The sequence below is a fragment of the Nonomuraea cavernae genome, from assembly GCF_014646355.1.
In the GTDB taxonomy this organism is placed as follows: Bacteria; Actinomycetota; Actinomycetes; order Streptosporangiales; family Streptosporangiaceae; genus Nonomuraea; species Nonomuraea cavernae.
The window spans coordinates 473212-485005 of sequence record NZ_BMNH01000003.1 but is presented as its reverse complement, the minus strand read 5'-3'; the positions used below and the strand labels follow the sequence as shown (position 1 = coordinate 485005).

The window sequence follows — 11794 nt, the reverse complement described above, 5'->3', positions numbered from 1 at the left end:
GGTCAGCCGGCGGACGAGAGCTCGTGGAAGAAGACCACGTTGGGGTAGGCCGGATTGTCGGTGTACCCCTGCACGTCGGCCGACAGCGCGCGCTGGTAGGTCTGCACGTACGGCACCGCCACGGCGGCCTCGTCCTGGATGATCTTCTTCTGCAGGTCCGTGTACGCCTGGCTCGCGGCCAGCGGGTCCGTGGCCGACAGCTCCGGCAGCGCGTCGATCGCCTTGTCGATCGCGGCGTTCTTCAGGTAGGAGAGGTTGAACTGCGGCTTGTCCGCGCTCCTGAAGACGTTGAAGAACCACGAGAAGGCGTCGGCGTAGTCCGGATACCAGTACATGACGAACACGTCCTGGCCCTGCTTCTTGCCGAGGTCCCACTGCGCGTTCCAGGCCATCGGCTTGGCCTGCAGGGTCACGTTGAGCTGCTTGAGCGTCGTGCTGAGCAACGTCACCAGCAGCTTCTGGTCCTCGTCGCCCTGGGCGTAGGTGAGGGTCAGCTTCAGCTCCTTGAGGTCGGGGCCGTAGCCCGCCTCGGCGAGCAGCTCCTGCGCCCTGGCCAGGTCCTGCTTGGGCTCCAGGCCCGAGGAGTGGCCGAGCAGCCCCTGCGGCACCAGGCCGGAGCCCTTCTGCCCGGCGCCCTTGAGCGCCGCCGTCAGGCCGTCGTAGTCGACCGCGAGCTGCAGCGCCTGCCGCACCTTGACGTCCTTGGCCGGGCCTGCCGCCGTGTTGAACAGCATCAGCAGGTTCTGGAACGACGGCCGCTGCGCGGTGCGCACGCCCTCGGTCATGCCGGCCTGCTCGAACAGCTGCGGGTTGAGCCGCTGGACGAAGTTCACCTCGCCCTTCTGCAGCAGCTGCCAGGCGGTGGTGATCTCCGGAGTGACGCGGAAGGCCACCTTCCTGTACTGCTCGGGCTTCCAGCCGCCCCAGTAGTCCTCGTACGCCTTCAGTGTGAGCTCGGTCTCCTTGCCCTTCTGCCAGCTGTCGATGGTGTACGGGCCGGTTCCGGCGTCGATCTCGCCCTTCTCCAGCTTGTCGGCGACCGCGGTGTCGTAGATGTAGGCCGCGTAGCCGGAGGAGGCGATCAGGTCGAGCGGGACGGCGTACTTGAGGGTGAACTTGAGCGTCGAGGCGTCGACGGCGTCGATCTTGTCGACCGCGGCCCAGATGTAGGCGGCGCCCGCGTTCGTCTTGATGGTGCGTTCGATGGCCTTCTTGGCCGCCTCGGCGTCGAGCTTCGCGCCCGTGTGGAACGTGACCCCCTCGCGCAGCTTGAACGTCCACTCCTTGCCACCGGCGGCCGACGACCACTCGGTGGCCAGGCGCGGCTCGGGCTTCTGCGACTCGGCGTTGTACCTGGTCAGGCCCTCGTAGATGTTGGACATGGCGACGATCTCGTTGGAGTACGAGCTCGCCGGGTCCCAGTCGGTCACGACGTCGAGGTTCGGCGCGTAGACGAACGTGGCGTCGTTGGCCTGCGCGGCCGCGGACTGCGTGGTGCTGCCGCTCGGCTGGGGTGTGCCGCCGGCGCCCCGGACCTGGCCGCCCGCGCACGCGGAGGCTGCCAGAACCACGGCCCCGGTCACTCCGGCTACGAGCAGACGCTTGTGCCAGCGCATGGTGGGGGGATCCTTTCGATTCGTCACCGGGCGAGAGGTCCGGCGGCTTTGACGTGTACCCGCACGGCGGGTTCCGAGAGGTAGCTCAGCGGCACCTCGAGCAGGTCGACGATCTCGACCTGGCCGGGGTCCGCGCCGGCGGCGACCGCTCGGGCCGCCGCCTCCTCCTTGACCCTTTCGATCGCCTTCGACCGGCTTTCGCCCGCAGGCAAGATCGTATCGATTCTGCCGCTCGCCAGCGCGATCGCGGCCCCCACGGCATTGGCCACCTCGGCGTGCTCCGGCCGGACGACGCGGCTCGCGCCGGGGAGTTCCGCGGGCAGCAGGAAGGCCCCGCCCCCCACCGCCACCAGCGGCCGGTCGGCCCGACGCAGGGCCATGCGGTCCACCGCGTCGCCGACCATGCCGTCGGCGATCGCGATCGCCCTTTCCACAGTGTCTCTGAATATTTCCGACATGTCGGATATCTGGCCAGTCGGGGCACCGCCGGTGGCCGCCCTGGCGGCCACCCGCAGGCGCTCGCGCCAGCCGGACGTGCCGGGAGGGGTACGGCCGGCGGCCACGGCCACGTCCGTCATCGTGATCGTCGTCCCGCCGAACACCAGCGCCTCCTCGGCGATCCGGTAGCCCACGGAGTCAGGGCCGACGCCCTCCGGCCTGACCACGGTGCCGCCTCCCAGCGCGATGGCCAGGATGTCTGGCATGCGGAAGTTGGTGAGCACCCCGCCGATCTCCACCGCCGCCGCCGACTCCCTCGGGAACCCGCCGACCAGCACGCCCAGGTCGGTGGACGTCCCGCCCACGTCGGCCACGATCGCGTCGCCCACGCCCGACAGGAACGCCGCGCCGCGCAACGAGTTGGCCGGGCCGGAACCGATGGTCGACACCGGCAGCCGCGCCGCGTGCTCCACCGTCATCAGCGTGCCGTCGTTCTGCGCGAGGTACGGCCGCGCCGCCAGCCCGCGTTCGGCCAGCGCGGTGACCAGGGCCTCGGTGACGTGGGCCGCCACGCCGTACAGGGCCGCGTTGAGCACCGTCGCGTTCTCGCGCTCCAGCAGGCCGAGCGAGCCGATCTCGTGGCTCACCGAGACGGGCAACCCGTACTCCCGCCTGACCAGCTCCTCGACCGCCCGCTCGTGCTCCGCGCTCGCCGGGCTGAACACGCCGGTCACCGCGACCGCGTCCGCCTCCAGGCCGTCCAGGAACCGGCGGATCGCGCCGAGGTCGAGCGGCCCGATCTCGCGGCCGTCGACGTAGTGTCCGCCGGGGACGATCGCCTCCCCCGCCGACACCGCCGCGCGGAGGTCAGCCGGCCAGTCGCAGAGCGGCGGCACGGCCGTGGTGGCGGGGGCGCCGAGCCTCAGCACGGCCACCCGGCCCAGGTTCCGCCGCTCCAGGATCGCGTTGGTCGCGTGCGTGGTGCCCAGCATGACCCGCGAGACCCGCCCCCAGGAGCCGCGCGGATCCGAGGCGCCCTGTCCAGACCCGAGCGGGTCTAAGGCGGCCCGTCCGGACACGAGCGGATCCGAGGCGGCCCGTCCGGGCAGTTCCGCGAGTACGGCGTCCAGTGCGGCCCGCAGCCCCTCGGTCACGTCCGGGGTGGTCGGCCGCTTGGCCTTGGCCACCACCCGGTCGGCGGCGTCGAGGATCACCGCGTCGGTGTTCGTGCCGCCGACGTCGATCCCGATGCGCAGCGCCCCCTCAGCCACCCGACTCCTCCTTGGCCAGTTCCTCGATCGGCACGTAGTCCAGGTCGTAGCCGAACGCCCTCGGCCCCGCCGTGTCGAGGCCCTTCGGCGTGCGCCAGAGCGGATCGCAGGGCCAGGCGAGCACCGTGACGCGCTGGCCGTACCTGAGCCCCTCAGTCGGGACGGCGGCGGCCGTCTCGGTGTCGACCACCGTGATCAGGTCCGGCACCATGGCCTTGACCTGGCCGTCCTCCAGGGCGACGAGGTTCTCGTTCTGGAGTTCCAGGGTGAGGACGCGGTCGCGGTCGTCGCCGGTGCCGTCGATCGTGGCCGTGCCTCTGACGAACCCGCCGGCGGTGCGGCGTTCGACGTCGGTCAGCTTTCCGGTGATCAACCTGACGGCGCCGAGTTCGGCGCGCAGCGCGCGCAGCGGCTCCGCCGTACGCTCCGTGGATCTGCCGATGGCGATCGCGCGCGAGACCGTGCCCTCGATGACCGCGCCGCGTGCTCCGGCGGCGGTGAGCACGTAGTCGGCCATCAACGCGTGCGAACCGGCGGCCACGCAGACGGCCCGCGCCAGCCGTTCCGACCAGAGACCGTCGATGGGGCGGATCGTCACGACGTTCCCCACGATGTCCGACATGATGACCAGGTCGGCGGGGAGCCCGGCCACGTACATCGACACCATCTGCACCTCGGGGAAGGCCCGCCCCATGCCGTCGGCGTCCAGCAGCGGCAGGCCGAGTTGCGCGGCCCAGGCGACGGGCGCGACACCGTTCGAGCCACCGATCTCCGACGACATGACCGCGCTCGGCGGCCGGCCGAAGATCCGCTCGACCTCCTCGGCGATCCGCCGGGGCTCGTCCTCGCCGTGGATCATCTCCTGGCTGACGGTCGGCGCGCCGATGCCGGACAGCGGCACGACCAGCGCGTCGTCGGGCAGCTCCGCCAGCGCGACGAGCGGCACCTCCCCGTACGCCTGGATCGCCCGTTTCGCCGCCAGCGCTCCGGTGCGAACGTCTCCCCCGCCTCCGGTGCCCAGCACGGCGCATCCTCGGGCGAGCGCCGGAATGTCATCCACATCAATGGTGCTCATATGGCGACACAACCAAGCACAAACCAACTCATTACGCCAGTCGGGCAATCGCCCTCGGAGCCGACTTAAGCCCGTGAACTCCCGTTTCTCCGTCTGGGATGACCACCGGCTGGGACTCTTGTCAGGCCATGTCCGAAGCCAGTGACGCGTTCCGCCGGGTCGCGCTGCTCGCCGCCCACCACCACACCGATCTCGACGCCGCGGCCCGGCTCATGACCGCGCACGCCTGGGTCGGAGGCGGCGCGCCGCACTTCGCCGCCTCCCTCGCCACCCACCGCGGCTCCCTCCAGTCGGCGCTCACCCTCGCGCTCTCCTCCCTGTCCCAGGCCGTGACGCGAGCGGGCGCGCCGGCGCCCGCGATCCCGAACCTCGTCACCCGGCCGCCCCAGGTGGCGGTCGCCCCCGCCGCGCACGGGCCGTTCCGCGGCATCGACACCCGGGCCATGTCCGGCCTGGTCAGCGCGCTCGACTCCGCCGCCGATCGCCTCACTGCGGCGGGCGAGCGCCTCCGGGCCGAACTGACCGCCCTCGCCCTTCCCGCCTCCCCCGCCTGGACCGTCCTGCGGGCCGCCGAATGGTCGGCCACCCAGTCTCCCGACCTGCGCCGCCGCCTGGCGAAGATCCAGCGCACCCACCCCTGGATCCCCTCCGGCGTGGCCGCCCACGACCTCTTCGGCTCCCACTCCCTCCCCTGCGACGCCCTCCTGTCCAGGCTGGCCGCGGGAGACCCGGCGTCCCTGCCCGAGCTGCTCGCCGTCCGCGACGCCGCACTGCCCGCCCGGGTCAACGCCTGGTGGCACGCGCTCGCCCCCGGCACGCGGCTACGGCTCACGACCCTGCCCGGCTTCGGCTCGCTCGACGGCCTGCCCGCCGCCGTACGCGACCAGGCCAACCGCCACCGGCTCGCCACCGAGAAGGCCCGGCTCACGGCCCTGCTGGACACCGTCTACGGCCCGGCCGCCTTCGCCTCGATCGCCGCCGACCTGCGCGCCCTGGCCCCGCCCCGCGCCCTGCTGGCCCACGAGGAGGCGGCACGGCGCCTGGCGAGCATCTCCATGATCGAACACGCCCTCGCGGTGGCCGGTGCCTCCGGCCATCCCCCCGCCTACCTGCTCTCCTTCGACCTCACCGGCACCGGCCGGCTCGTGGTCTCCTGGGGCGACCCCGACGCCGCCGACATCACCGTCACGTACGTGCCCGGCCTCAACAGCAGGCTGAGCGGCTTCGCCGGCGACATCGACCGCGCCCGCCTGCTGTGGCAGCAGTCCCAGGCCACCGCCGGCGCCCGTACGATCGCCTCGATCGCCTGGCTCGGCTACGACGCCCCCCAGCTCGCCGGCACCTTCACCCCGGGCGCCTCGGTGGCCGGCGACGCCCCGGCCGCACGCGGCGCCGTCGAACTGGCCGCGTTCGCCGACGGTCTGACGGCGGCACGCACCTCCCCCGGGCGACACGTCGTCCTCGGCCACAGCTACGGCTCCCTCGTCACCGGCAAGGCCGCCCGGCTCCGGCCCGGCAAGCTGGCCGACGAGCTCATCTTCGTCGGCAGCCCGGGCGTGGGCGTCGACCACGCCGGCGAGCTGGGCGTGCCCCGCGGGCACGTATGGGTCGGCGAAGACGCCAACGACCCCGTCGCCAAACTCGGCCGTTTCGGCCGAGACCCCGGCTCCGCGGCCTTCGGCGCCCGCCACTTCCCAGTAGGCCGCAACCTCCTCCAAGACGCCCACTCCTCCTACTGGAACGTTGATTCGGCATCGCTTCATAATCTCGGCCGCATTACCAATGGACAGTATGGGAGCCTCCAGAATGCGCATTCGCTGCCCTCGGTCCCTCAAGTCCTCATGCCTCAACTGGATCCTCGGACCAAGGGATAGTGACAAGCCTCATACCACTGCAATTATCAGCCTTATCGCCCTACTAGCTACCGTGAGCGCCTGCATGTCTCCACACCCAGTCGACAAATCAGCCACCCAGACACAGGCCCTTGGGCGTGTTGAACACCTCATACGCGCAAGCGCCGACGCCCTGAAACCTAGACCGGACCTCGAACTCATCCCTTATTCCGTTCCCCCCAATCCATGCGCATACTCAGCGGATGGCATCCCGATACGTTTCACGATCAATCGGAAATACTACTTGCGCGGAATCGACACATCAGAGATCACTACAGTGGCACGAAAGATCCAACAGCATTGGGAAAATAGTGGTTATACCATCACGTCGGTCGGCGGCTTTGACGTAGGGCACCCGACCATCAACGGCATCTCTCAGCCGGACGGCTACACGCTGGCTCTGGTCTGGACCGAAGGGGATGGGCTTTATCTTGCCGCCACGTCTCCCTGCCTGTGGCCGGACGGCAAGGCACCGGACCCGGCGGGATAAACCCGTTGCCCCGCCAGCCCAGGCCCGGCAGGCTGAAGAGCACCAGCCCCCGAAAGGACCCCGTCATGACCGAGCGGCGAATGCGACGACGCACCGCCGCACCGGCGTGCCTGGAGAGCACTCGAAGCTGAAGTATCCAGGGACCCGGCGGGTGGGGGCGCTGGCGTGCCCGGCGGTTTCATAAGCCGCTCCAGGCGGGTTCGATTCCCGCACCCGCCACCAGGCCTTCGTGGCGCAGTGGATAGCGTGCCTGCTTGCGGAGCAGGAGGTCGCTGGTTCGATTCCAGCCGGAGGCGCGGGGAAGGGAAGACAGGCATGCGGATCGCGGTGGCAGCCGACAGTGTGGACGGTGTCGCGCGGCGGGTGGTCGAGAGGCTGCGCGACGGCGGGCACGAAGTGATCACCCATGGGGCGCTCAGCGCCGACGAGCGTGACGACTGGGCGTGGGCTTCCGAGGCGGCGGCCCGCGACGTGAGCGAGGGACGGGCCGATCAGGCGGTCGTGTGCTGCTGGACCGGCACGGGGGCGTCGATCGCGGCGAACAAGGTGCCCGGAGTGCGAGCCGCCCTCTGTGTCGACGCCTATTCGGCGGGCGGCGCGCGCAAGTGGAACGACGCCAACGTGCTGGCGCTCAGCCTGCGGCTCACCTCCGAGGTCGTGCTCGACGAGATCCTCGACGCGTGGCTCGCCGGCCGTCCGAGCACGGACGACGCCGATCGGGCGAACGTCTCCCACCTCGACGAGATCTGAGCTGTCCCCGGTGCTCCCCTGTGGGCGGGTCTATGCTCGTCCGGTGGCTGACCTACGGTGCACACACTGCGGCGCGAACGGCCTTGAGGCCGGGTTCATCATGGACTCGGGGGAGCACGGCAAGGGCTTCTCCCGATGGGTCGAGGGCCGGTTGGAGCGGGGCATCTTCGGCGGCGCCAAGCTGCTGGGTCGGACAAAGCGGGAGATAACCGCTTATAGGTGCCCGCATTGCTTCCATCTCGAGCTGTTCGCGGACAACCCGTCCTGAGCGATGGCCGACACGGCCGACCGTGTTTCGCGCCCAGCGGCGCGGGAGGCCGGGCAGGCAACGCGGATCCGGCTCGGCGGGGCATCGGAAATCGTCGGTGGCGCCCTTTAGGGTTCTCGGCATGACCGATGTGCTGCTGCGGGGCGGTCGCCCCTGGGGGCAGGAGTCCTCTGCCGACATCCTGATCCGTGGCGGGCAGATCGACCACGTGGGCTCCGGCGTGGACGCCCCCGACGCGAGCGTCATCGACATCACCGGCCAGCTGGTCCTGCCCGGCCTGGTCGAGGCCCACTGTCACCTTGACAAGACCCTCTACGGCGGGCCATGGGTGCCACACTCCGCCGACGACACGCTGGCAGGCCGCATCGGCAACGATCTGAGCCGCCGGGCCGAGCTGGGTGTGCCCAGCGTCGAGCGCGTCACCGCGCTGCTGCGGCGGATGAGCGCCTATGGCACCACGCAGGTGCGCACGCACACCGACATCGATCCGCTGGTGGGTCTGCGCGGAGTGGAGGCCGTCCGCGAGGCGGCGGCGGGCGTCCCGGTCGACGTGCGTCAGGTGGCGTTCCCCCAGCACGGCCTGCTCACCAATCCCGGCACCGCGGAGTTGCTGGAGGAGGCGCTGAAGGGCGGCGTCGAGGCGGTCGGCGGCCTCGATCCCGCGGGGATCGACCGTGACCCCGTCCGCCATCTCGACCTGATCTTCGGCCTGGCCGAGAGATACGGCGCCCACCTCGACATTCACCTGCACGACGGCGGCTCCCTCGGCGGCTGGGAGCTGGAGCTCATCACCGAGCGCACCAGGGTCCTCGGTCTGGGGGGCAGGGTGACGGTCAGTCACGCCTACGCGCTCGGCCAGCTCGACGACGCCCATCTCGACCGGTTGGCGCACGGCTTCGCCGAAGCCGGGGTGGCCCTGGCCACCGCCGCCGTCTACAGCTTTCCCGTGCCCCCGCTCAAGAGGTTGCGCGCGGCGGGGGTCACGGTCGCCTGCGGCCACGACGGCGTCCGCGACCTGTGGGGGCCCTACGGCAGCGGCGACATGCTGGAGCGGGCCATGCACCTCGCCTATCGCAGCACGTTCCGCGCCGACGACGACATCGAGCTGGCTCTGGAGGCCGCCACCTACGGGGGCGCGCGTGTCCTCGGGCTGGACGGCTACGGGCTCGCCCCGGGCGATCGGGCCGATCTCGTCGTGGTGCCGGCGAGCGGGCCGGCGGAGGCGGTGGTCGTTCACCCAGCGCGCACTCTGGTCATGAAGGACGGCACGGTCCTGCACAATTGACCGGCGGGACCATCGAAAGGCAGGCAAGTGCTCTCTATTCACCAGCGGATCGCGGAAGAGCTCGGCGTACGCGAGGGGCAGGTGCGCTCGGCGGTCGAGCTGCTTGACGGCGGGGCCACGGTTCCGTTCATCGCCCGCTACCGCAAGGAAGCCACCGACGCCCTCGACGACGCGCAACTGCGCACCCTCGAGGAACGGCTGCGCTACCTACGCGAGCTGGACGAACGCAGGGCGGCGATCCTCGAGTCGATCGAGTCCCAGGGCAAGCTCGACGATGAGCTGCGCGCGCAGATCATGGCGGCCGAGACCAAGGCCCGCCTCGAGGACATTTACCTGCCGTACAAACCCAAGCGGCGCACCAAGGCGCAGATCGCCCGTGAGCTGGGGCTGGAGCCACTGGCCGACCAGTTGCTCGCCGATCCCTCGCTCGACCCGGCGACCGTGGCCGAGGGGTTCGTCTCCGAGGGCGTGGCCGACGCCGGGGCGGCGCTGGAGGGCGCGCGGGCGATCCTGATCGAGCGGTTCGCCGAAGACGCCGACCTCATCGGCGGGCTTCGCGAGCAGCTGTGGAGCCGTGGGCGGCTGGTCTCCAAGGTGCGCGAGGGCAAGGAGGAGGCGGGGGCCAAGTTCTCCGACTACTTCGAGTTCGGTGAGCCGTTCACCAAGCTGCCGTCGCACCGCGTCCTGGCGATGTTCCGGGGCGAGAAGGAAGAGGTTCTGAGCGTCACGCTGGAGCCCGACGACAGCCCCGAGTACGAGCTGCGCATCGCGTCCCGCTTCGGCGTCTCCGATCAGGGCCGCCCCGCCGACCGCTGGCTCAACGAGACCGTCCGCTGGGCCTGGCGCACCCGCATCCTGGTGCACCTCGGCATCGACCTGCGGATGCGCCTGTGGCAGGCCGCCGAGGACGAGGCGGTGCGGGTGTTCGCCACCAACCTGCGCGACCTGCTCCTCGCCGCTCCTGCCGGCACGCGCGCCACCATGGGGCTCGACCCGGGCCTGCGCACCGGCGTGAAGGTGGCCGTGGTCGACGCGACGGGCAAGGTCGTCGACACGGCCACCATCTATCCGCACGAGCCCAAGCGGCAGTGGGACCAGTCGCTGGCCGTGCTCGGCGCGCTGGCGCAGAGGCACGGGGTCGAGCTGATCGCGATCGGCAACGGCACGGCTTCGCGCGAGACCGACAAGCTCGCGGCCGAGCTGGTCACGAAGATGCCGTCGATCACCAAGGTCGTGGTCTCCGAGGCGGGTGCCTCGGTCTACTCCGCTTCGGCCTACGCCTCGCAGGAGTTGCCCGAGCTTGACGTCTCGCTGCGCGGCGCGGTCTCCATCGCGCGCCGCCTGCAGGATCCGCTGGCCGAGTTGGTCAAGATCGACCCCAAGTCGATCGGCGTCGGCCAATACCAGCACGACCTGGCCGAGACCAAGCTGTCGCGGTCGCTCGACGCGGTGGTCGAAGACTGCGTCAACGCCGTCGGCGTCGACGTCAACACGGCCAGCGCCCCGCTGCTCACACGCGTGTCGGGCATCGGCTCCACGCTGGCGGAGAGCATCGTGCGGCACCGCGACGGCAACGGCCCGTTCCGGTCGCGCACGGCGTTGAAGGAGGTGCCGCGGCTCGGGCCCAAGGCGTTCGAGCAGTGCGCGGGGTTCCTGCGCATCCCCGACGGCGACGACCCGCTCGACGCGTCCAGCGTGCACCCCGAGGCCTACCCGGTGGTCCGCCGCATCCTGGGCTCGGTCAAGTCCGACCTCAAGTCGCTGATCGGCAACACGGCGACGCTGCGCTCGATCAAGCCGCAGGAGTTCACCGACGACACGTTCGGCCTCCCCACGGTCACCGACATCCTGCGCGAGCTGGAGAAGCCCGGCCGGGACCCGCGCCCCGCCTTCAAGACGGCCACCTTCAAGGAGGGCGTGGAGAAGATCTCGGATCTGGAGCCCGGGATGATCCTGGAGGGCGTGGTCACCAACGTGGCGGCGTTCGGCGCGTTCGTGGACATCGGCGTGCACCAGGACGGCCTGGTCCACGTTTCGGCCATGTCCCGAAATTTCGTCCAGGACCCGCGAGAAGTCGCGAAGCCTGGCGACATCGTCCGGGTCAAGGTTCTCGGCGTCGACATCCCGCGCAAGCGCATCTCTCTCACCCTGCGGCTGGACGACGAAATCGCCCAGTCCTCCGACGGCCGTCCTGAGCGAGGCGGCCAGCGCACCCGGCCCGAGGGCGGACGGGGCCAGGCGAATCAGCGTGGCGAGCGTGCTCGGGGTGACGGCCGGCGCGGCAGCGGCGCGGCCGGCCAGCGGGCGGACGGCCAGCCTGCAGGCAGTCAGCGCGCGGACAGTCAGCGCGCGGACAGCCAGCGCGCGGACAGCCAGCGCGCAGGCGGCCAGCGGGCGGACGGCGGTGAGAGCCGGAGCGGGCGTGCTGACGGTGACCGGCGCGCACAGGGTGACAGCGGCCGGCGCGGCCGAGGCGACGGCACGCAAGGCGGGCGGGGCGAGGGCGGCCAGCGCCGCCAGGACCGTCCGGCTCCCGGTGGCGCCATGGCCGAAGCCCTCCGCAAGGCGGGTCTCACCGGCGACGGCAGGTAACACTCGACCAGCTTGGCCTGGCTCCGGAGCCGGGCCAAGCAGCCTCCTCTTCCCGGCAGACCCGGCCAAGTGGGGAGCAGGCCCGCCCAGGCGGGGAGCGCCATGCACCACCCTCCG

At 71.1% G+C, this 11794-nt stretch carries 8 protein-coding genes and 2 tRNA genes; 7 read left to right on the top strand and 3 right to left on the bottom strand.

Annotated features, from left to right (window positions below; translation table 11 throughout):
• Window positions 1-2: 2 nt before the first annotated feature.
• Genes IEY82_RS09105 through IEY82_RS09095 form a run of 3 tightly spaced genes read right to left on the bottom strand, consistent with a single transcriptional unit; the run spans window position 3 to window position 4400 of the window.
• Entirely contained in the window at window positions 3-1616 is a 1614-nt protein-coding gene (locus IEY82_RS09105) for an ABC transporter substrate-binding protein (protein ID WP_189123547.1), read from the bottom strand.
• Window positions 1617-1639: 23 nt separating this feature from the next.
• Entirely contained in the window at window positions 1640-3325 is a 1686-nt protein-coding gene (locus IEY82_RS09100) for a hydantoinase/oxoprolinase N-terminal domain-containing protein (RefSeq protein ID WP_189123546.1), read from the bottom strand.
• The gene (locus IEY82_RS09095) at window positions 3318-4400 is read right to left on the bottom strand and encodes an S-methyl thiohydantoin desulfurase family protein (RefSeq protein WP_189123545.1); all 1083 of its coding nucleotides are present in this window, start codon (window positions 4398-4400) and stop codon (window positions 3318-3320) included. Before IEY82_RS09095 ends, IEY82_RS09100 begins: the two co-directional genes overlap by 8 nt.
• A 128-nt stretch (window positions 4401-4528) precedes the next feature.
• Between IEY82_RS09095 and IEY82_RS39820 the strand changes: the two genes are divergently transcribed.
• From IEY82_RS39820 to IEY82_RS09060, 7 genes are all read left to right on the top strand, one after another.
• Window positions 4529-6274, top strand: coding sequence for an alpha/beta hydrolase (locus IEY82_RS39820; protein WP_189123544.1), 1746 nt, complete (start codon window positions 4529-4531; stop codon window positions 6272-6274).
• 295 nt (window positions 6275-6569) lie between these two features.
• Window positions 6570-6782 carry a hypothetical protein gene (locus IEY82_RS09085; protein WP_189123543.1) on the top strand — a complete coding sequence of 71 codons (213 nt, stop codon included), beginning with the start codon at window positions 6570-6572 and terminating at the stop codon, window positions 6780-6782.
• A 146-nt stretch (window positions 6783-6928) separates the two neighbouring features.
• Window positions 6929-7004 (top strand) — tRNA-Met (locus IEY82_RS09080).
• Window position 7005: 1 nt separating this feature from the next.
• Window positions 7006-7078 (top strand) — tRNA-Arg (locus IEY82_RS09075).
• 19 nt (window positions 7079-7097) lie between these two features.
• Entirely contained in the window at window positions 7098-7532 is a 435-nt protein-coding gene (locus tag IEY82_RS09070; RefSeq protein WP_189123542.1) for an RpiB/LacA/LacB family sugar-phosphate isomerase, read from the top strand.
• 389 nt (window positions 7533-7921) lie between these two features.
• Window positions 7922-9085, top strand: a complete 1164-nt coding sequence (locus tag IEY82_RS09065; protein WP_189123541.1) for an amidohydrolase — start codon at window positions 7922-7924, stop codon at window positions 9083-9085.
• A 27-nt stretch (window positions 9086-9112) separates the two neighbouring features.
• On the top strand, window positions 9113-11677 hold the full coding sequence (locus IEY82_RS09060) for a Tex family protein (RefSeq protein ID WP_189123540.1): 2565 nt from the start codon (window positions 9113-9115) through the stop codon (window positions 11675-11677).
• The last annotated feature ends 117 nt before the right edge of the window (window positions 11678-11794 follow it).